The sequence below is a fragment of the Streptomyces sp. NPDC044984 genome (genome assembly GCF_040646935.1).
GTDB lineage: Bacteria > Actinomycetota > Actinomycetes > Streptomycetales > Streptomycetaceae > Streptomyces.
On sequence record NZ_JBEZBE010000023.1, the window covers coordinates 124,256 to 145,218 of the forward strand.

Below are 20,963 nucleotides of genomic sequence, written 5' to 3' on the forward strand. Positions count from 1 at the left end.
CCGGGCGGGGCCCTCGCGGGTGCCCCGCCCGGCCCGTTCCGGACCGGTGGTGCGGCGCGGCTTCCGGGATCAGGGAGAATGGGCGGCATGAGCGTTCGTACCCAGTCATCCGAGCAGCCTGCCGAAGTTGTCCACCGGGCCGGCTTCGCCTGCTTCGTGGGACGCCCCAACGCGGGCAAGTCCACCCTCACGAACGCTCTGGTCGGGCAGAAGGTGGCGATCACCTCGAACCGGCCGCAGACCACCCGGCACACCGTGCGCGGGATCGTGCACCGCGAGGACGCGCAGCTGATCCTGGTGGACACCCCCGGACTGCACAAGCCGCGCACCCTGCTCGGCGAGCGGCTGAACGACGTGGTCCGCACCACCTGGGCCGAGGTCGACGCGATCGGCTTCTGCATCCCCGCCGACCAGAAGATCGGCCCCGGCGACCGCTTCATCGCCAAGGAACTGGCCGGGATCAAGAAGACCCCGAAGATCGCGATCGTCACCAAGACCGACCTGGTGGACGGCAAGGCGCTGGCCGAGCAGCTGATCGCCGTCGACCAGCTGGGCCAGGAGCTGGGCATCACCTGGGCCGAGATCATCCCGGTCTCGGCGACCGCGAACAAGCAGGTCGACCTGCTGGCCGACCTCCTCATCCCCCTGATGCCGGAGGGCCCCGCCCTCTACCCCGAGGGCGACCTCACCGACGAACCCGAGCAGGTCATGGTCGCGGAACTGATCCGCGAGGCGGCCCTGGAGGGCGTCCGCGACGAGCTCCCGCACTCCATCGCCGTGGTCGTCGAGGAGATGCTCCCGCGCGAGGACCGCCCCGCCGACAAGCCCCTCCTCGACATCCACGCCAACCTCTTCATCGAGCGCCCCAGCCAGAAGGGCATCGTCATCGGCCCCAAGGGCAAGCGCCTGAAGGACGTCGGCATCAAGTCCCGCAAGCAGATCGAGGCCCTCCTGGGAACCCCGGTGTTCCTGGACCTGCACGTGAAGGTCGCCAAGGACTGGCAGCGCGACCCGAAGCAGCTGCGCCGCCTCGGTTTCTGACGGGGGTGGGCGTCGGCATCAGGTCCCGTGAGCAGGTCGAGGTGCTCCTCGGAACGCCCGCCGCGCGGCGGTGGCCGCATATCGGTGCAGCCTGATCACGCGCGCTGCTCGCGCAGCAGCTCCCTGAACCAGCCGTACGACGCCTTCGGGGTCCGCTCCAGCGTGCGGAAGTCGACGTGGACCAGCCCGAAGCGGCGGGCGTAGCCCTCCGCCCACTCGAAGTTGTCCATCAGCGACCACACGAAGTAGCCGCGCACGTCCACGCCCGCCTCCACCGCCCGGTGCAGCGCGCGGATGTGGCCGTCGAGGTAGGCGATGCGGTCCCGGTCGTCCAGACCGTCGTACGCGCAGCCGTTCTCGGTGACGACCACCGGCGGGAGGTGGTCGCCGTACCGGGCGCGGAAGCCGGTGAGGAGTTCCGTCAGGGCCTCGGGCACCACCGGCCAGCCGAAGTCCGTCACCGGGTACCCCTCGGTCTCCCTGACCGAGAAGGGGAGCCCGGCCGGCATCCGGACACCGCCGAACTCGATCTCCGTGCCCCGTGGGGCGCCCACGCTCGTGGGCGCGTAGTAGTTGATCCCGTACCAGTCCAGCGGCTCCGCGACGATCTTCAGGTCCGCCGCGACGTCGCCCGGCATCAGCTCGCCGATGCCCTCCGGGTAGCGGCCGAGCAGCAGCGGGTCGGCGAAGAGGCGGTTCAGCAGCAGGTCGTAGGAGTCGGCCGCCGTCACGTCCGCCTCGTCCCGCGACGCCGGCCACGTCGGACCGTGCGAGTTCGCGATGCCGATGTCACCCGCCCCCGACGCCCGCAGCGCCCGTACCGCCAGACCGTGCGCGAGGAGCTGGTGGTGGGCCACCGGGAGCGCGTCGAAGAGCAGCTTCCGGCCGGGGGCGTGCACCCCCAGCGCGTGCCCCAGCAGGGTGTGTTCGGCGGGCTCGTTGAGGGTGATCCACTTCGTCACCCGGTCGCCGAGCCGCCCGGCGACCTCCGCCACGTACTCGGCGAACCGCTCCGCCGTGCTCCGCTCCAGCCAGTCCAGACCCACCGGCAGATCCCAGTGGAACAGCGTCGGCACCGGCCGTACGCCCGCCGCGCACAGCTCGTCGACCAGCCGGTCGTAGAAGTCCAGGCCGCCCCGCGACCGCACCCTCGGCCAGGAGACCGAGAAGCGGTACGCGTCCACGCCCAGGCCGGCCAGCAGCGCCACGTCCTCGGTGTGACGGTGGACGTGGTCGCAGGCCACCGCCGCCGTCGAGCCGTCCCGCACCCGCCCCGGTTCCGCCGAGAACACGTCCCACACGGACGGCTCCCGCGTGTCCGCCGCCCCCTCGATCTGGTGCGCCGAGGTCGACACGCCCCACAGGAAACCGGCGGGGAAACGGGGGACCGGGTTCGTCGTCGCCATGGCCCGGATCATCCGCACCGTCGGCGAGCGAAGTCAACGCCCTTGCGGGACAGGCTGGTTACGCCCCCTCCTTCAGCACCCTCCTGATCAGCTCCCGCTGCTCCCGGGTCAGCCGGGGATCCGCGCAGTACACCGACCTCCCGTCCACCGTGATCCGGTAGCTGAAGCCGTCCGGCACCCCGGCCGGCGGTGTGCCCCGGCCGGCGGCCAGCACCCGCTCGGCCAGGGCCTGCCACTCGTGGGCGTCGGCCCGCCCCGAGGTGTCCACCTCGGCCCGCCGCTCGATCCCCGCGAACCCGCCCGTGCGCCGCACCTGAATACGCATGGGTCCCTGTCTAGTACGGAACTACAGCGTCCGCACTCCCACCCGCTCCCAGGCCTTCGACACCGCCTGGAGTTCCCCGCCCTCCCCGTACCGGGCGCGCGCCGCCTTCACCGTCAGCGTCGCGAAGTCCGTGAACTGCGCGTCCTGTTCCAGCTCCCCGCCGGTCAGCACGTCGTACCAGACCTGTCCCGCCCGCTCCCAGGCGTGCCCGCCGAGGGTGGTGGCCGCCAGGTAGAAGGCGTGGTTCGGGATGCCCGAGTTGATGTGCACGCCGCCGTTGTCGCGGCCGGTGCGGACGTAGTCGTCCATCGTCGCGGGCTGCGGGTCCTTGCCGAGGACGTCGTCGTCGTACGCCGTGCCCGGCTCCTTCATGGAGCGCAGCGCCTCGCCCGTGACGCGCGGGGCGAGCAGCCCGGCCCCGATCAGCCAGTCGGCCTCGTCGGCGGTCTGGCCGAGCGTGTACTGCTTGATGAGCGAGCCGAAGACGTCCGACACCGACTCGTTGAGCGCGCCGGACTGGCCGAAGTAGTCCAGGTTCGCGGTGTACTGCGTGACGCCGTGGACGAGTTCGTGGCCGATGACGTCGACGGGAAGGGTGAAGTCGAGGAAGATCTCGCCGTCCCCGTCGCCGAACACCATCTGCTCGCCGTTCCAGAAGGCGTTGTTGTACTCCTCGTCGTAGTGCACGGTCGCGTCCATCGGCAGCCCGTCGCCGTCGATCGAGTCGCGGGAGTACATCTTCAGGAACAGCTCGAACGTGGCGCCGAGACCGGCGTAGGCGCGGTTGACGGTGGCGTCCTGGCCGGGCGCCTCGCCCTCGCCGCGCACCTTCGTCCCCGGCAGGGCGGTGCCGTGCCGGGCGTCGTACACGGTGCGCCGCGGCTTGCCGGGCTCGGCCTCGGCGAGCGCGGCGACGGCCGGCGCGCCGACGACCGTGGTCAGGCGGCGCTGGGTGCGCTCGTAGGCGTCGCGCCGGAGGGTCCGGCGCGCGGGACCGTGGAGCAGGGGGTCCTCGGCCTGCGCGAGCCGGTCGAGGACGTGCGGCGGGACGATGGTGCAGAAGACGGGCTCGAAGCCCCCGTTCGTGGTCATGTCCGGAACCATCGCACTGCGTGACGTCGCTGTCACTATCCGCAACCACGATGAGGGAAATCGGCCCCCATCCCGCCTCCCGCGCCCCCTTGAAGTGGTATACGGCACTTTTTGTCCCGTTCATCCCTGCGGTCCCGCATACTGATACGGACCTTCGCACGGTGGGCGACTCGGTTAAGCTGCGGAGCATCATGAGTTTCGGGCTGCTTCTCCTTAGCTGCCGCGGTGAGGGTCTGCAGTAGAGGCCGACCCCCTCCCCGCGGAGTTCGGCGCTGCGCCGTCGGCCGTCCACCAGGACACACCGAGGAGCCCTCGCATCATGGCGAACCGCCAGCAGCCCAGCCCCATGCCGATCAGCAAGTACGGCCGCTACGAGCAGGTCGACATCCCCGACCGCACCTGGCCGCAGCAGCGGATCACCACCGCCCCCCGCTGGCTCTCCACCGACCTGCGCGACGGCAACCAGTCCCTGATCGACCCCATGTCGCCCGCCCGCAAGCGCGCCATGTTCGACCTGCTGGTCAAGATGGGCTACAAGGAGATCGAGGTCGGCTTCCCGGCCTCCGGGCAGACCGACTTCGACTTCGTCCGCTCCATCATCGAGGAGCCCGGCGCGATCCCGGACGACGTCACCATCTCCGTACTGACCCAGGCCCGCGAGGACCTGATCGAGCGCACGGTGGAGTCCCTGAAGGGCGCCAGGCGCGCCACCGTCCACCTGTACAACGCCACCGCGCCCGTCTTCCGCCGGGTCGTCTTCCGCGGCTCGCGCGACGACATCAAGCAGATCGCGGTCGACGGCACCCGCCTGGTCATGGAGTACGCCGAGAAGCTGCTGGGCCCGGAGACCGAGTTCGGCTACCAGTACAGCCCGGAGATCTTCACCGACACCGAGCTGGACTTCGCGCTGGAGGTCTGCGAGGCGGTGATGGACACCTACCAGCCCGGTCCCGGCCGCGAGATCATCCTCAACCTGCCCGCCACCGTGGAGCGTTCCACCCCCTCCACGCACGCCGACCGCTTCGAGTGGATGGGCCGCCACCTGTCCCGCCGCGAGTACGTCTGCCTGTCCGTCCACCCGCACAACGACCGCGGTACGGCGGTGGCGGCGGCCGAGCTGGCGCTGATGGCCGGCGCCGACCGCGTCGAGGGCTGCCTGTTCGGGCAGGGCGAGCGCACCGGCAACGTCGACCTGGTCACCCTGGGCATGAACCTGTTCTCCCAGGGCGTCGACCCGCAGATCGACTTCTCCGACATCGACGAGATCCGCCGCACGTGGGAGTACTGCAACCAGATGGAGGTCCACCCGCGCCACCCGTACGTGGGCGACCTGGTGTACACGTCCTTCTCCGGCTCCCACCAGGACGCCATCAAGAAGGGCTTCGACGCCATGGAGGCCGACGCGGCCGCGAAGGGCGTCACCGTCGACGACATCGAGTGGGCGGTCCCGTACCTGCCGATCGACCCCAAGGACGTCGGCCGCTCCTACGAGGCCGTCATCCGCGTCAACTCGCAGTCCGGCAAGGGCGGCATCGCGTACGTCCTGAAGAACGACCACAAGCTGGACCTGCCGCGCCGGATGCAGATCGAGTTCTCGAAGATCATCCAGGCGAAGACGGACGCCGAGGGCGGCGAGATCACCCCGGCCGACATCTGGGCGGTCTTCCAGGACGAGTACCTGCCCAACCCGGAGAACCCCTGGGGCCGCATCCAGGTCGCCAACGGCCAGACCACGACCGACCGCGACGGCATCGACACCCTCACCGTCGAGGCCACGGTCGACGGCACGGAGACCACCCTGGTCGGCAGCGGCAACGGCCCGATCTCGGCGTTCTTCCACGCGCTGCAGGGCATCGGCATCGACGTACGGCTGCTGGACTACCAGGAGCACACGATGAGCGAGGGCGCCTCCGCGCAGGCCGCCTCCTACATCGAGTGCGCGATCGGCGACAAGGTGCTGTGGGGCATCGGAATCGACGCGAACACCACGCGGGCCTCGCTGAAGGCGGTCGTCTCGGCCGTCAACCGCGCTTCGCGCTGACCAGCCGAATCGGTGGTTCGGGGCCCCGCCCGCCGGGAACCGGCGGGCGGGGCCCCGTCGCATACCGGCCATCTTCGCGCGCGGGTCACGGAAAGGTCTCGTCCCGGGTACTGACTCCACCTCCCGGATGTGGCTAACATCACGCACACGCGGCGACGACGCTGTGGGCTACGGAGGTGCGACGTGCTGCCAGGACGGGGACCCAACGGCCGTGCCGCTGCCGCCAGACTGGCGCGCCTGCTGGGCACCCGCACCGTGTGGACGGCCGTCGGCGACGGGGAGTTCTTCTGTCCCGGCTGCGGTGGTGACCGCAACTACCAGCGGCTGACCGGACACCGCCGCTTCGCCCTCCTCGGGGTGCCGGTGCTGCCGCGCGGCGAGAGCGGGCCGGTCGTCGAGTGCGCGGCCTGCCGCCGCCACTTCGGCACCGACGTCCTGGACCACCCCACCACCACCCGCTTCTCCGCGATGCTCCGCGACGCCGTCCACACCGTCGCCCTCGCGGTGCTGGCCGCCGGCGGCACCTGCTCGCGCGCCTCCCTGGAGACGGCCGCGGTCGGGGTGCGCGCCGCCGGTTTCGACGACTGCACGGAGGAACAGCTGGCCGCGCTCGTCGAGGCGCTGGAGGCGGACACCGGCCGCTTCACCGGGGAGCCCTGCACGGCCGGTCTGGCCATCGAGCTCCACGAGGCCCTGGACCCGCTGGCCCCCCACCTCGCCGCCCCCGGCCGCGAGTCGATCCTCCTCCAGGGCGCCCGCATCGCCCTCGCCGACGGCCCCTACACCCCCGCCGAACGCGACGCCCTGGCCACCGTGGGCGCGGCCCTCACCATCTGCTCGGACGACGTGACCCGCCTGCTGGCGGCGGCACGCACACCGTCCTGATGCGGCGGCGCCCCGGCCGCTCCGGGACGGCCCGGGGCGCGTCACAGCACGAGGCACATCACCTCGCGGTCCTCACCCGGACCGAAGTAGTCCCGGCGCAACCCCCCGTCGGGCGGCTCCGGGCGGAAACCCAGGGAACGGTAGAGCAGGATCGCGGCGTCGTTGGAGGGCTCCACGGTCAGTCGCACCCGTTCGGTCCCGCAGCGGCGCAGGCGCGCCAGGACCTCCACCATCAGTTCCCGGCCCAGCCCGTGCCGGCGCCGGTCCTCGGCCACGCACAGGCCGAGGATCCAGCTGTCCCGGCTGATCGCCGTGGTGGCCGCCAGGACGTAGCCGCGCAGCCGGCCGTCGCCGTCGTCGAGGACGAGCAGATGACCGGTGTGACCGGCGTACAGGTCGAAGAGCTGCCGCAGCAGGAACGCCGGGTAGGCGACCTCCCGGAAGACCTCCTCGTCGAGCCGCTGCAGTTCGGGCAGATCGGACTCCCGTGCCGTCCGCAGCAGCGGGGGCCGTGGTTCCGGTAGAGGTGTCGGCCGGGTGAGGCGCTCCCGGTGGTCCGGGACGCGCTCAAGCGGTTCGGCGGTCATGCCACCCCCAGTCGGGACGTGAGACGTCAACGCGGCAGCGGTGGCCGCCGTTCACACGAAGGAGGGAATGGGGACCCCGGTGGCGGCCGGTGGCTGCTTCTGGCTAGAGTGAGCGTCCAACTCGCCGTGCACAAGGGCGAGTTCAGGTGTGACAGGACTGTGCTGGCGTGCGCCTGATGTGCGCCCGGTCACGGAGGACTGGCGTGTTCCTGGCTGTCTCCGCGTGCCGACCGGGCTTACCGTGCGAGCACCGGAGCCGCTTCTTCGTCCGCCGGCGTCCACCGGGGACTCGTGCGCTGGGCACACGGTCTTGTCCGACACTGAATGGAACTTGGCAGGGTGATGATGGATCGCAACGCCGACGCGCCATGGTCGAAGTTCGATCCGGAGGTGTACGTCGACCTCAATTACCGCACCCCGCTCGAGGTCGATCTGCTGATCGTGGGGCTCATGCGCGACTATTTCAGCCGCTGCTACGAGCAGGGTGTCCCGGCCTCGGTCCGCGGGGTCGACGTGGGCGCCGGCGCGAATCTCTATCCGGCCCTGTCCATGCTGCCCTGGTGCGAAAAGATCCTCCTTCTGGAATACGCGACTCCGAATGTCGAATATCTGGAGAAGCAGGCGTCCGGCGGAGGCTACGACACCGCGTGGGACGCCTTCTGGAACGTACTGAGTCAGGCTCCCGCCTACCGGGAGGTCGAGCCGAGGAGCCGCTTCGGTGAGATCGTCCGGGTGGAACGCGCCAACCTGCTGGACCTCGACGGACAGCGGCGCTGGGACATCGGCACGATGTTCTTCGTCGCCGACTCGATGTCCGAGTGCCCCGACGAGTTCCAGCGGGGAATGGAGTGCTTCATGGACGCGCTGAACGGGGGAGCCCCCTTCGCCGCGGCGTTCATGAAGGAATCCCTCGGATACCAGGTCGGCGCGCACAGGTACCCCGCTTACCGGGTCGACGCGGACCGGGTCCGGGAGAGCCTGGAACCGTTCACCGACGAGTTGGAAATCCACGACATGGACCACATGGTGCGGCCGGGTCACGAGGGAATGATTCTCGCGCTGGGGCGGCGGAATTCGGCGATTGCCACCCCGTAGGAACGGGGACCATGTCTGAACACAGGGCAACGAGATCTGTACGAGGGGTGCGGGGATGCAGATCAAGCCACGGCAGCATCTGCTGGACATCTGGCGGGCCATGGCCCGCCATTCGTTCGACGACGGGAAACTCGTCTGGGAGGACACCGACGGGCTGAGCAGCGTCGCCGACGCCGAGCGGCTGCTCTGCCTGCTCTATCCCGCCACCGAGGTCCCCGCGTTCCGCCTCGACCAGCCGGACACCACCGAGCGGGACGTGCTGCGCGCCTTGGAGGGGGTCGGCAGCCGGCTGGAGATCCCGCCCAACCTGATCACCGCGCTCTCCCAGTTCATGCGCAGCCACACCGGCCCCGACGACAGCCCCACCTTCGCCGGCGGACACTACTTCAGGCCGGCCGAACCCCAGCAGAAACTCACCCACGAGCAGTACCAGCTGGGCGTGGTCGACTCCTACTCCATGTCCGTCACGCTCTGCCTCGCCACGCTCGGATTCCTCAAGGTCTACGAGCCCAGCACCACCCGCCCCGACGTGCGCAAGGCCCTCGCCGAGCTGCGGGAGGCCACCAACACCCGGCTGACCGCCGCGATGATCAGCCTCCTGCGCTCCTTCACCGTCAACGTCTTCGACGCCGAGTCCGAGCAGGGCCGGCGGCTCATCCAGGTCATCGGCCAGGAGAGACAGTCCGACCGGGCCGTCCTCCAGCAGTTCTCCCGCCGGTTCCGCCCGCTGCGCGCCACGATCATCGAAAGCCTCAGCCGCGGCATCCAGGTCGACGAGAGCATCCGCGACGAGAGCCAGCTCTTCGAGTGCGGCTGGGCCTGGGGCGTGGTCAAGGACGCGCCGACCATCACCGACCTGGACGTCCAGGTCCCCGGCCAGCCCGACGGCATCGCCGACCGGCTGCCGTACGTGTACTTCACCGTCATCGCCCTGGACGGCATCCAGGACCTGTTCTCCGACCGCACCCTCACCCTGGGACTGCTCGACGCGGACCAGCAGAAACTCGCCGAGGCGTTACGCCTGCGCTGGGAGCTCAGCCAGCAGTACTGGTCGGCCATCGCCCGGTTCGGCAGCGAGCGCTGGCCCCTGGAGGACCTGCCCTGGCAGACCACCGGACTGCGACTGGAGTCGGAGTACTTCTCCCTGACCGTCGCGGCCATCCTCGTCCACGACCTGGTCCGCCGGAAGGCCACCGACGACGACCTCACCCGCACCGTCGCCATCATGGAGCGCCTCGCCGACCGCGGTCGCGTCACCAGCCGCATGACCAAGAACGATCCCGCCATCGAGCTGCACAACCCGGGCGTCACCATGCCGCTCGCCGGCTCCGAGCGGTCCGGCGGACCGCTGCAGTGGCGGATGACCGACTTCTCCGCCCAGCTGCTCAAGCGGATCATCCAGCTGGCGGAACTCTCCCGGAACATCGAGGCACAGGACCGGCTGCTCCGCCTGGGCGAGCAGTCGTTCGAGCACCTGTGGAACCGGCGCATCGAGGACGGCGAGGGAGCCGGCCTCTGGGACCACGCACGCGCCGTCTACCCGGACGCACGCGTCAGCAAGCGCCTCTCCTGGAGCATCACCGAGCGCGTCACCGAGTGCCTGGTCGCCGCCCGCAACCTCTACGAACAACAGCCCATCCGCAGCCCCGAACTCGCCGAGCTGGCCAGGGACCTGCTCAGCGAGGCCACCCACCTCTTCGGCAGGGAGCAGATGGAGGCCTCCGCCAGCCCCGACGGAAGCCGGGGCCGGGCCATGCGGAGCATAGAAAGCCGCCTCGACCACGCCCGCAGCCTGGTCGACGACCGGCCGGCGACCGCGTTCGCCCTGGCCCTGCCCGTGCTCCAGGAACTCGACACCCTGGCCCAGGCACGGGGCGCCGCCGCGCAGGAGGTGTGAGCCGTGCTCGTCTTCGCCGCCTCCGACAAAGGAGGCACCGGCCGTTCGGTGACCAGCGCCAACCTGGCCTACCAGCGCGCCCTCAGCGGCGACCACGTGGCCTACGTGGACTTCGACTTCGGCTCGCCCACCGCCGCCGCCGTCTTCGACGTACCCGGTGCGATGCGCGGCACCGAGGAACGCGGCCTGCACTCCTACCTGGAGGGCACGGTCACCGAACCGGCCAGGATCGACGTCTGGCGGCAGACCGAGCACCCCCAACTGCGCGCCCGGCCCAACCAGGCGGGCCGCCTGGTGCTGCTCCCCGGCGACGCCGGCGGCGGCGAGTTCGCCATCGGGGAGGACGCCCTCGAACGGTGCGTCGACCTCCTGCTGCGGCTGCACGGCGAGTTCGACCTGATCGTCGTCGACCTCAGCGCCGGCCGCAGCTACGCCGTCGACATGATCCTCGCCGCGACCGCCCACCCCCGGATGCGCTACGTCCCGTTCCGCTGGCTGGTCTTCCACCGCTGGACCCGGCAGCACGTGATCGCCGCCGCCGGACTCGTCCACAAGGACCACGGCATCATCCGGAGCGGCGTCGAACGCGGCCACGACGAGGAGGCGCTGCAGGGCGCCGTCCGCTTCGTCCGGGCCGCCGTACCCGACCCGGACTCGCCGCTGTGGTCCCAGGGCTCGCCCGCCCAGGCCGCCTGGATGCAGTCCTGCGACGAGGCGCTGCGCCGGCTCGCCGCCGAGCACCGCATCGGCGACAGCGTGGTGCTCGGCGTCGTCCCCCTGGAACCCATCCTGCAGTGGCGCGAACAGCTCATCACCGAAGAGGACGTCCTCTCCACACAGATCGCCAACAAGGAGACACTGGAGGCGCTGGAGGAGATCGCGCGACGTCTCACCGACGACGACTGCTGGGGGCGGCCATGACGGAAGCGGTGTTCCGCGAGACGGCCGCCGAACCACGCACCCAGGCCGTGCCCCTGTCCCACCTCTCCCTGGAGCTCGGCCACCTCTACATGGAGGACTTCGAGGCCGGCCCCCGGCACCTGCGGCGGCACTTCGAGCGGGTGCGCCCCTGGGCGGAGGCGGCACGCGCCGGCGCGGCCGCCGCCACCGGCGGCAAACGCCCCCGGATCAGCACCTGCTTCCTCGTCGACGACTACTTCACCCGCTTCTCCGCCCCGGCCGACGTCGTCCCCATGCTGCTGGCGGAAGCCGACCGGGCCGGGCTCGTCGTCGACTACCTGGCCCGCGAGTCCGGCTGCGCCGTCGCCGGCAAGGTGCCCGTCGCCGAGGCCGTGGCCGGGCGGATCGTCGAGGAACCGCCGCCCGGCAGCTACGGCCTGCGCCCGCCGGCCGCGCAGACCGGCTGGCTGGCCAACGGCGAGCGCAGCCCCGTCGCACGCGCCCCGCAGGCCATGAAGAAGGCCACCGCCTGGCGGCCGCCGAAGGAGACCGTGGCCCGCCGCCACTCCGTCTTCCTGGACGTCGAACTCTGGGACGACGGCCCCGACGGGCACCGCACCTGGTCCTGCCCCTTCCTCGCCGCGGTGTGGCAGCTCGCCCGCCTCGGGCTGCTGCGCGACGAGGGCGAGGCCGTCCTCGTACCCCAGCCGCACACCGCCGACGCCTTCCCCGACGACTGGGACGAACTGCCCCCGCTGCTCCGGCTCAACCCCCGGGCGGACCCGTTCGCCGCCTACCGGACCTGCTCGGTGATCCCCAGCCGGTTCTTACCCGTCGAGCACGCCGTCCGCGTGATCCTCGACCAGATCGAGGTCGACCCCGGAGCACTCGCCCAGACCGCCGAGCGCTCCGCCCGCGAGCACGTGACCGTCCCCGACTCGGTGGCCGACCGCGTCTCCTACGTCTTCTACGCGGGGCAGTGACATGACGCCGGGGGACATGACGCCGGGGGAGAAGCAGCCGCCCGTCGTGCTCGCCTGCGGCGAGGTCCGCACCTGCCTGCTGCCCGCCCTGCAGGCCCTCGACAGCCGCGCCGCCGCCCAGCTCCTCGGACTGCGCGCCGACGAACGCGTCCTGCTCTCCGAGCGCCCCAACCTCTACGGCCGCTCCCCGGACACCCTCACCGGCGTCGACTGCCCCCTGCCCAGCGCCGACGGCGCCAGGATCCGCGCCGTCGGCACCGTCGCCGCCCGGGCCTCCCTCACCGAGGGGCGCGTCCTGCAGAGCTCCGCCTACTTCCGGGTCCCCGCCGCCGGACCCGACCACCGGCGCCCCTGGGGCCACTACCTGGTACGGCCCGCGACGGTCGAGCCGTTCGGGAAACTGCCGTACGAGGCGGTCGCCCAGGGCCTGCTGAACGGCGGCCGGCACGGCGAACTCGACATCGGGCTGATCGCCGACAACCTGCTCACCCGCCTGCTGCGCCACCCCCTGCTCGACCAGCGCCCGCCCCTGAAGTCACGCCCCACCCGGCTGCGCTGGGTGGCCCTGCCCACCGAGCGCGACGAGGGGCCGTCGATCGAGCGGTTCACCCTCGCCGAGGACGAACTGCGCACCGTACGGCTCCGCGTCCCCCCGGGCACGCCCGCCGGCGAGATCGCCGTGCTCTGCGACGACCTCGCCCTGCACGACTGGCTGCTCACCACCGTCGTCCGCATCCTGGACGGCATCCGGCTGGGCGCCGCGGAACCGCCCGCCCGGCCGCGGCCCCGGACCGGCGAGGACCGCCCCGCCGTCGTCACGGCGCTGCGGCCCGCCGTCGACCACCTGCTGCACCTGTGGATGCCGCGGGCCCGCGTCGCGCACGGACTCGCCCCCCTCTGGGAGACGCTGGAGGACCGCCCCGGCTTCACCCGGCAGTGGCGGACGCTGGTGCAGCGCATCCGGGACCAGCTCGCCCTGCACGCGATCCCCCCGCCCCACCGGGAGGCCGAGTTGACCACCTGACCTCGCAGTTTCGGCCCCACGCACATCCCCGCACCCCGATCCGACGCGCATCCCAACGGGGGGAGAAGCGAGATGAGCACGGCACAGTCACCCCAGCCCGAGGACACGGCACCCCTGCCCGGCGCGGGGGGCGCGCCCGGACCCGAGGGCGGTCCGGCGGTCCCCGGCCCGACCCGGCCCCGGCCGCCCGGCGTCCCGGACGGCACACCCGCACGCCCCCGGGCGCAGTCGCCCGACCGGACCGAGTGGACGCGCAGGCTCCTGACCGGCCTCACCGTCGGCCTCGCCGTCTGGGGCGCCGCCGCACTGCTGAGTCCGCAGGGCGGAGCGCTCCGGCAGCTCGCCGCCGCCGCGCTCTGCGCCGCCGCCACGGTGGCCCTCCAGTACCTCCTCGTCCGGGACCGGGAACCCGACGAACAGGCCCTGCGGACCCAGAGCGTCCTCGCCGAGACCGCCGCCACCGTGCGGGACGGCCTGGAGCGGCACGACGACGACCTGCGGACCGGTCTGGCCCGGCACGCCGAGGACATCCGGCAACTCGTCGAGAACCGCCTCGCCCAGCAGGCCCCGCCCCCCGAGTCGTACCCGCCGCTCGACCGCGTCCGCACCGACGGCGTACCGGAACTGGCCAAGCGCTTCGCCGAGGCCCTCGCGCCCGGACCGTCGATCCTCTACACGTTCGTCCGCCTGGAGATGCAGCGGGTGGTCGGGCACATGGCGGCGCTCACCAGCATGAGCGTGGAGTGCCACGGCGAGAACCACGACTGGATGCTCAGCCTCACCCACGCCGCGGAGCGCTCCGTCGACGCCATCAGCACCTCCGTCGACCGCGAGTTCTGGAACAGCGAGCCCGCCAGCCGCTACCTCGACGCCCAGCGGGAGGCGATCGAGGAACACGGGGTGCCGGTACGGCGGCTGTTCCTGCTGGCGAGCGCACGCGAACTCGACGACCGGCTGCTGCGCCTGTGCGACGAGCAGAAGGCGCTGCACATCGAGGTCCGGGTGGCGGTGCTGCCCGAGCTGCCGCCGCACCTCCAGCGCGGCACCACCGACGACTTCATCGTCTACGACGAGGAGGTCTCCTTCGAGATCGAACAGGACCTGCGCGACGTCAACGTCAGGACCCGGCTCATCGCGCGACGCGACCACGTCCAGGACCGCATGAAGCGCTTCCGGGAACTGTGGGACGCGGGCATGAGCATCCGCGAACTGGAGGTACGGGTCGACGACGAGGAGGACGGCACCTGGATGGTCGACCGGGCCTGACACCCGTCGGCGCACGGCGGGTTACTCCCCGGGGAGTAGTCCCGCCCGCGTGCCGCCCCACGCAGTACCCCGCAACTCGATCCCACGTCCGACGATCCGCGCCCCTTCCGCCGGGAGTCTGGGAACCGACCCAGACACCCGACCGGAGGGGAGCCCCGACCCATGGGGGACGCAAGGACACGTGTACGGCGACGGCGCCTGGTGCCCTGGGCGGTGGTCGGGCTGTGGCTGGCCGCGCTCGTGCTCGTCGGGCCGCTGGCCGGCAAGTTCGGCGAGGTCCAGCAGAACCGGGCCGTCGACTACCTGCCCGACAGCGCCGACTCCACCCAGGTGGCCCGCATCCAGGACGAGCTGCCCGGCGGCGAGTCCACCGACCTCGTGCTGGTCTACCACCGGGACGGCGGCCTGACCGCAGCCGACCGGCGGACCGCCGCCGCACAGGTCGCCGAGGTCGAGGGCGCCTACGAGCTGACGGACACCCCCCGGGGCGTCCCCTCCGCGGACGGCAGCACCCTCATGTACCCGGTCTCCAGCACCGAGCCGGGCCAGGACGAGGAGGCCCGGAACGCGTTCGTCGACGGGGTGCGCGGGATCGCCGACGGCACCGGCGGACTGAGCGTCGAGGTCGGCGGGCCCGGCGCCCTCGGCACCGACATGGGCAAGGTGTTCGAGACCATCGACGGCACCCTGCTCCTCGCCACCCTCGGCGTCGTCACCGTGCTGCTCGTGCTGATCTACCGCAGCCCGTTCCTCTGGCTGGTCCCGCTCGCCGTCGCGGGCGTCGCCGCCGCCCTCGCGATGGCCGCCGGATACGGCATGCACGAACTCCTCGACGTCACCGTCACCGGCCAGAGCGGCGGCATCATGACCGTGCTCGTCCTCGGCGCCGGCACCGACTACGCGCTGCTGCTCGTCTCCCGCTACCGCGAGGAACTGCGCCGCCACGAGCACCCGTACGACGCCATGCGCGCCGCGCTGCGCGGCTGCGGACCGGCGATCCTCGCCTCCTCCGGCACCGTCGCCGCCGGACTGCTGTGCCTGCTCGCCGCCGACCTCAACAGCAGCAGCGGCATGGGCCCCGTCGGCACGGTCGGCGTACTCGCCGCGCTCGTCGCCATGACGACGCTGCTGCCCGCGGTCCTCGTCCTGCTCGGCCGCCGCGTGTTCTGGCCGCTGGTCCCCGCCTTCGGCAGCGCCCCCAAGGCACGCCGGTCGCTATTCGCCGCGATGGGCACCTCCGCCGCGCGCCGCCCCGCCGCCGTCCTCGCCGGCGGTGCCGCCCTCCTCGGCGCCCTCGCCCTCGGCACCCTCAACCTCACCGGCGACCTCAAGCAGGAGGACTCCTTCACCGACCGGCCCGAGTCCATCACCGCGATGGCGACCCTGGCCGAGGAGTACCCCGAGCGCAGCAGCCGCCCCCTCACCGTGATGGCACCCACCGACCGGGCGGACGCCGTCCTGGCGGAGGCCCGTACCACCGAGGGGGTCGCCGACGCCACCGCCGGACGCAGCGGCGCAGGCTGGACCGAGATCTCCGTGTTCGCCACCGCCGCCCCCGAGACGGCCGGCGAGACCCGCACCATCGAAGCCCTGCGCGACGCACTCGACGACGACCACGGCGCCCACGTCGGAGGCCCCAGCGCCCAGCAGCTCGACCTCGCCGACAGCGAGTCCCGCGACCGCAGGGTGATCGTGCCGCTGGTGCTCGCCGCCGTGTTCGTGATCCTCGTGGTCCTGCTCCGCAGCCTCGTCGCACCGCTGCTGCTGCTCGCCGCGGTCGTCGCCGTCTGGGGCGCCGCCCTCGGCATCGGCGGACTGGTCTTCGAGCCGCTGCTCGGCTTCGCCGGCACCGACCCCGGACTCGGACTGCTCTCCTTCGTCTTCCTGGTCGCCCTCGGCGTCGACTACGGCATCTTCCTCCTGCACCGCATGCGCGAGGAGTCCCTGAACGGCGCCGAACCCGAGGCCGCCGCGCTCACCGCGCTGCGCACCACGGGCGGGGTGATCGCCTCCGCAGGCGTCGTCCTCGCCGCGACCTTCGCCGTGCTCACCACGCTGCCCCTGGTGGCGCTGGTCGAACTCGGCTTCGTCATCGCGGTCGGCGTCCTCCTCGACACGTTCCTCGTCCGCACCTACCTCGTCACCACGGCGAGCGTGCTGCTCCGCCGCCGGCTGTGGTGGCCCGGCGGACTCTCCCGGGCCCCGGAGCCGGTCCCGCGCGAACGGCAGCCGGAACCGGTGTAGCCCCCCGCGTGCCACCCCGGGGCGCCCCTCCCTCCCGGAGGGGCGCCCTCCTCCCGGAGGATGGACCCCGTGCACACGACGACAGCGCCCCCCACGGCGGCGGCGGAACGCCCCCGCATCGGCGAGCGGATCATGGCCGCGGTCAACCGCGACCCCCTGACCGCCCCGCACGCCGTCCGCAACGACGCGGTCCTCGCCGCGTGCACCGCCCTGCTCGCCACCGTCCTCGCGCTGCTCGTGGGTCACGGCCGCGACCCCGACGCGCTCGGCTGGGCCCTGATGCTCACCGCCCACGTCCCGCTGGCGTGGCGCCGCCGCCACCCCCTGCCGGTGCTGCTGCTGGTGCTGCTGCCGGTCGTGCCGTACCACGCCCTCGACAACAACCACGCCGCGCCCGTCGCCGCGACCATGATCGCGCTGTACACCGTCGCGGCGACCGGCACACCGCGCCGCACCCTGCTCCTCGGCACCGTCGTCATCGGCACGACCCTCACCGTGAACGCCCTCACCAACCCCGACGGCTTCGTGGAACTGTTCCGCATCACCGGCTGGGTCGTCGCCGTGCTCTTCCTGGGCGTCGACGTCCGCTTCTACCGCCAGTACGTCGCCGCCATCGTCGAACGCGCCGAACGGGCCGAACGCACCAGGGAGGAGGAGGCCCGCCGCCGGGTCGCCGAGGAGCGCCTGCGCATCGCCCGCGACCTGCACGACCTGCTCGCCCACAGCATCACCCTCATCGGCGTGCAGACCTCCGTGGCCGCGCACGTCCTGGCCGCCGACCCCGAACGCCTCGACCGGGAGACCGTCGCCAAGGCCCTCGACGACATCGCCGAGACCTGCCGGACGGCCCGCGGTGAACTCCGTACGACCCTGGAGGTGCTGCGCGACAACGGCGGTCCTTCGGACGCCCGCGGCCCGTCGGACACCCGCGGCCCGCTGGCCGGCCTGGCCGGGGTCCCCGACCTGGTGGAGGCCGCGCGCCTGGCGGGTGCCCGGGTCGAACCGACCGTCCGGGTGGCTTCCTCCGTTCCGCCCGCCGTCGGAGCCGCCGCGTACCGCCTCGTGCAGGAGGCGCTGACCAACGCGGTCCGGCACGCGGGACCCGAACCGGCCGTCCGTGTCGACCTGCGCGAGGAGGACGGCCTCCTGCGCCTGTCCGTCACCGACGACGGCACCGGACCCACCCCCGGCACCATCCCGGGCTTCGGTCTCGTCGGCATGCGGGAACGGGCCCGCAGCGTGGGTGGCACACTCGACGCCGGACCACGGACGGGCGGCGGTTTCGAGGTCACCGCGGAACTGCCGCTGACGCCCGCGACGACCCGGGAAGGAACCGGATGACCATCCGCGTGCTGCTCGCCGACGACCAGACCCTGGTACGGGAGGCGTTCGCGATGCTCGTCGAGTCGGCGCCCGACATGGAGGTCGTCGGACAGGCGGCCACCGGCCGGCAGGCGGCGGAACTGGCCCGCACCGAGCGCGCCGACCTCGTCGTCATGGACATCCGCATGCCCGACCTCGACGGCATCGAGGCGACCCGCCTGATCGCCGACGACGACGACCTCGCGGGGGTCAGGGTCCTCGTCCTCACCACCTACGACACCGACGAGAACATCGTGGACGCGCTGCGCGCCGGAGCCTCCGGGTTCCTGGTGAAGGACACCCGGCCCGCCGAACTGCTGGACGCCATCCGCACGGTCGCGGCCGGCGAGGCACTGCTCTCCCCGGGCCCCACGGCCCGGCTGATCGAACGGTTCCTGCGCAGCCCGTCCGCGCCCGTCGCCGCCGGTCCCGAGTGCCTGTCCGACCGCGAACGCGAGGTGCTCACCCTGGTCGCCCGCGGGCTGAACAACACCGAGATCGCGGAGTCGCTGGGCCTGAGCCCGCTGACCGCGAAGACCCACGTGAGCCGGACCATGGGCAAGCTCGGGGCGCGGGACCGGGCCCAACTGGTGATCGTGGCCTACGAGTCGGGGCTGGTGGCACCGGGCAGGGCGTGAGCCCGGCGGCTCACCGGGTGTGGTGCAGCCACCGCCGGACGGTGCTGGTGACGCTGCCGGGCAGGGCGCTCAGGCTCTCGACGGCCTCACGGTCCTCGGGGCGCGGCGGAATGCCGGCGGCGGTCAGGGCGGCGTACAGCTCCAGTCGGCGGCGGTCGCGCGGGTCGATGGCGATGTCGAGGCGGTCGGCCGGGTCGGGCGGGGCCAGCAGGTGGTCGCTCTCCGGCTGCCCGGCCGCCGGCGGCCACCAGGTGGAGTCCGCGCCGTCCTGGACGGCGCGGGGGTCGACGAGGACATGGTTCGGGCCGTACTCGAAAGCGGTCGCGGTCATGTCGGTCTCCTCACCGAGAGGTGTCGGTTCTGTCAGGACAGGAGGCCGGTAGCGGGAGGCCCGGTTGCGACCGGGACGAAGCGTCACGCCAACGGCGCCATCGGCAGTTCATCGTCCGGTCGGACGAGCGGCCCGGGGAACGCTTGAACGCCTGTCGTCAGCGGCAGTACACGTCCCGGGCGGGGCGTTCGCCGGTGGACAGGTAGTGGGAGACCGTGCGGTCGCCGCACTCGTTGCCGTTGGCGAGGTAGGCGTCGTGGCCGGTGGAGTTCACGGTGACCATGACCGCCCGCCGGCCGAACGCCTCGCGGAGCTTCAGCGCGCCGCTGAGCGGGGTGGCGACGTCCCGTTCGTTCTGGATCAGGAGGACGTTGGACGGTCCCCGGCCGGTGATGCGGGCGGGTGCCTCGCGGGGCTCGTACGGCCAGGCGGCGCACGGCATCGCGTTGCGGGGCATGCCCGCGGTGAGCGGGAACTTGGCCCGGCTCTCGGCGACATCCTTCCGGTACACGGCGGCGGACTCGGGCCAGGCCACGTCGTTGCAGAGCGTGCCGGCGCCGACGGCGGTCACGTTCTGCAGCACCGACTCGGGCGGGGCGGACGGCGCGGGCGGTACGGTGCCCTGCCGGGCGGCCAGCATCAGCTTGGCGAGGGCCGGGTAACGGCTGGGCCGGTAGAGGCTGTCCAGCATGGTCTGGCGCAGGACGTTGCCGTTCAGCTCCTCGGGGTTGGCGCCCGGCCAGGGGATCGGCTGGCGGTCGAGGCGGGCGGCGAGCCGGAGGAACAGCGGACGGACCTCGGCGGCCGTGTCCGCGATCCGGTCCGGGTTGCCGGGTGCCGACGCCCACGCCGCGAAGTGCGGGAACGTGTCCTCGACGCCCTGCTCGTGCCCGGCGAGCCAGGCGCGGGCCACCCGGGTCGGGTCGGGGTCGTCGTTGCTGTCCAGCACGATCCGGTCCGTGCGGTGCGGGAACATCTGGCTGTAGACGGCTCCGACGTACGTGCCGTACGACACCCCCCACGCGGAGATCTTCCGCTCACCGAGCGCGGCCCGGAGGCGGTCGAGGTCGCGGGCGTTGTTCCGGGTGCTGATGTGGCGGATCAGTTCGCCGCCGTTGTGTGCGCAGGCTGTCGCGATGCGCTCGGCGGTGGCCATGTTCCCGTCGACCGAGCCGTCCGGGGCGGGCCAGGGGCGCAGTTTGGAGGTGGCGAGGTCGGCGTACTCCAGCCCGCAGTCGACGGGGGTGGACGGGGCGAGGCCGCGGGGTGCGAAGCCGATGAGGTCGTACTGGTCGCGGATGTCCTGGGGCAGCTTCTGCCCCTTGCCGGAGGGGTCGTCGAGGCTGGAGCCGCCCGGTCCGCCGGGGATGAGGAAGAGGGTGCCGCGGCGGGATGTGGGGCTCTCGGCGGGGATGCGGGAGACGGCGAGGGAGATCTGCGGGCCGTCGGGGTCGGCGTGGTCCATGGGGACCTGGAGGGTGGCGCACTCCTGGCGGGGGTCGGCGTCGCCGGTGCCCTCGCAGGGCCCCCAGGCGAGGGACGGCCGGGACGTGGGGTCGGGTACGGCTTGGGCGGTCAGGGGTGGGAGCAGGGCGACGAGGAGGGCGGCGGGTACGGCGGTGAGGGCGAGGGTGCGTGATGTGGTCAGCGACATGCCCATGAGCCTCGCGGTGACTCGCCCTCGCCCCCATCCGGTCAACGGGCGTGTTTCTACGGGGGTTTACCCCAGGGCACGCTGACCAGCGGGCGTCGGGCCACTCGCTTCTTTGTCAGTGTCGTGCTTCCGCGAGCCGCGTCAAGGGCGCTGTGTTGCGCTGCGCTCCACTTCGCGTCGCCTTCGGCGATG

Annotated in this window: 18 protein-coding genes; 12 read left to right on the forward strand and 6 right to left on the reverse strand. The window is 72.3% G+C overall.

The genetic code is table 11. The annotated features are described in order from the left end of the window. The first annotated feature begins 87 nt into the window (after positions 1–87). A complete protein-coding gene (era, locus tag AB0A94_RS24565; RefSeq protein WP_361747581.1) occupies positions 88–1,041 on the forward strand; it encodes a GTPase Era in 954 nt (317 codons plus the stop codon). A gap of 95 nt (positions 1,042–1,136) precedes the next feature. Here era and AB0A94_RS24570 read toward each other — a convergent pair whose 3' ends face one another. The 3 genes from AB0A94_RS24570 to AB0A94_RS24580 are packed head-to-tail and all read right to left on the reverse strand — an operon-like array spanning position 1,137 to position 3,864. Beyond that, positions 1,137–2,447 carry a GH1 family beta-glucosidase gene (locus AB0A94_RS24570; protein WP_361747583.1) on the reverse strand — a complete coding sequence of 437 codons (1,311 nt, stop codon included), beginning with the start codon at positions 2,445–2,447 and terminating at the stop codon, positions 1,137–1,139. 58 nt (positions 2,448–2,505) lie between these two features. Next, positions 2,506–2,772 carry a protealysin inhibitor emfourin gene (locus AB0A94_RS24575; protein WP_361747585.1) on the reverse strand — a complete coding sequence of 89 codons (267 nt, stop codon included), beginning with the start codon at positions 2,770–2,772 and terminating at the stop codon, positions 2,506–2,508. Between the two features lie 21 nt (positions 2,773–2,793). Then, positions 2,794–3,864 (reverse strand): M4 family metallopeptidase, encoded by a 1,071-nt coding sequence (locus AB0A94_RS24580; protein WP_361747587.1) that lies wholly within the window; start codon positions 3,862–3,864, stop codon positions 2,794–2,796. Positions 3,865–4,183: 319 nt separating this feature from the next. Here AB0A94_RS24580 and leuA point away from each other — a divergent pair, with 319 nt between their 5' ends. Together leuA and AB0A94_RS24590 are read left to right on the forward strand one after the other, a co-directional pair. Continuing rightward, positions 4,184–5,905: a 2-isopropylmalate synthase gene (gene leuA, locus AB0A94_RS24585; protein WP_361747588.1), complete on the forward strand. Its 1,722-nt coding sequence runs from the start codon at positions 4,184–4,186 to the stop codon at positions 5,903–5,905. Positions 5,906–6,088: 183 nt separating this feature from the next. Beyond that, the gene (locus AB0A94_RS24590; RefSeq protein ID WP_361747590.1) at positions 6,089–6,790 is read left to right on the forward strand and encodes a TerB family tellurite resistance protein; all 702 of its coding nucleotides are present in this window, start codon (positions 6,089–6,091) and stop codon (positions 6,788–6,790) included. Positions 6,791–6,831: 41 nt separating this feature from the next. On the opposite strand, the gene AB0A94_RS24595 is transcribed toward AB0A94_RS24590, so the two are convergent. Next, positions 6,832–7,377 carry a GNAT family N-acetyltransferase gene (locus AB0A94_RS24595; RefSeq protein ID WP_361747592.1) on the reverse strand — a complete coding sequence of 182 codons (546 nt, stop codon included), beginning with the start codon at positions 7,375–7,377 and terminating at the stop codon, positions 6,832–6,834. A gap of 324 nt (positions 7,378–7,701) precedes the next feature. Here AB0A94_RS24595 and AB0A94_RS24600 point away from each other — a divergent pair, with 324 nt between their 5' ends. The 9 genes from AB0A94_RS24600 (at position 7,702) to AB0A94_RS24640 (ending at position 18,786) form a co-directional block, all read left to right on the forward strand. Continuing rightward, positions 7,702–8,472, forward strand: a complete 771-nt coding sequence (locus AB0A94_RS24600) for an SCO2525 family SAM-dependent methyltransferase (protein WP_361747594.1) — start codon at positions 7,702–7,704, stop codon at positions 8,470–8,472. Between the two features lie 55 nt (positions 8,473–8,527). Then, complete coding sequence (locus AB0A94_RS24605; RefSeq protein ID WP_361747596.1) at positions 8,528–10,369, forward strand: SCO2524 family protein; 1,842 nt, start codon at positions 8,528–8,530, stop codon at positions 10,367–10,369. 3 nt (positions 10,370–10,372) lie between these two features. Next, positions 10,373–11,290 (forward strand): SCO2523 family variant P-loop protein, encoded by a 918-nt coding sequence (locus tag AB0A94_RS24610; RefSeq protein WP_361747598.1) that lies wholly within the window; start codon positions 10,373–10,375, stop codon positions 11,288–11,290. Continuing rightward, on the forward strand, positions 11,287–12,252 hold the full coding sequence (locus AB0A94_RS24615; RefSeq protein ID WP_361747600.1) for an SCO2522 family protein: 966 nt from the start codon (positions 11,287–11,289) through the stop codon (positions 12,250–12,252). The genes AB0A94_RS24610 and AB0A94_RS24615 overlap by 4 nt, the downstream gene beginning before the upstream one ends. Before the next feature lies 1 nt (position 12,253). Then, complete coding sequence (locus AB0A94_RS24620; RefSeq protein WP_361747601.1) at positions 12,254–13,276, forward strand: SCO2521 family protein; 1,023 nt, start codon at positions 12,254–12,256, stop codon at positions 13,274–13,276. A gap of 72 nt (positions 13,277–13,348) precedes the next feature. Further along, positions 13,349–14,542, forward strand: coding sequence for a hypothetical protein (locus tag AB0A94_RS24625; protein ID WP_361747603.1), 1,194 nt, complete (start codon positions 13,349–13,351; stop codon positions 14,540–14,542). Between the two features lie 162 nt (positions 14,543–14,704). Then, complete coding sequence (locus AB0A94_RS24630; RefSeq protein ID WP_361747605.1) at positions 14,705–16,786, forward strand: MMPL family transporter; 2,082 nt, start codon at positions 14,705–14,707, stop codon at positions 16,784–16,786. Positions 16,787–16,918: 132 nt separating this feature from the next. Beyond that, positions 16,919–18,127 (forward strand): sensor histidine kinase, encoded by a 1,209-nt coding sequence (locus AB0A94_RS24635; RefSeq protein ID WP_361747624.1) that lies wholly within the window; start codon positions 16,919–16,921, stop codon positions 18,125–18,127. Continuing rightward, a complete protein-coding gene (locus AB0A94_RS24640) occupies positions 18,124–18,786 on the forward strand; it encodes a response regulator transcription factor (protein WP_361747607.1) in 663 nt (220 codons plus the stop codon). Before AB0A94_RS24635 ends, AB0A94_RS24640 begins: the two co-directional genes overlap by 4 nt. A gap of 10 nt (positions 18,787–18,796) precedes the next feature. Here the strand turns inward: AB0A94_RS24640 and AB0A94_RS24645 are convergent, their stop codons facing one another. Both AB0A94_RS24645 and AB0A94_RS24650 read right to left on the reverse strand, forming a co-directional pair. After that, positions 18,797–19,117 carry a hypothetical protein gene (locus tag AB0A94_RS24645; protein WP_361747609.1) on the reverse strand — a complete coding sequence of 107 codons (321 nt, stop codon included), beginning with the start codon at positions 19,115–19,117 and terminating at the stop codon, positions 18,797–18,799. Between the two features lie 157 nt (positions 19,118–19,274). Then, the gene (locus tag AB0A94_RS24650) at positions 19,275–20,771 is read right to left on the reverse strand and encodes an alpha/beta hydrolase (protein ID WP_361747611.1); all 1,497 of its coding nucleotides are present in this window, start codon (positions 20,769–20,771) and stop codon (positions 19,275–19,277) included. Positions 20,772–20,963 lie beyond the last annotated feature (192 nt).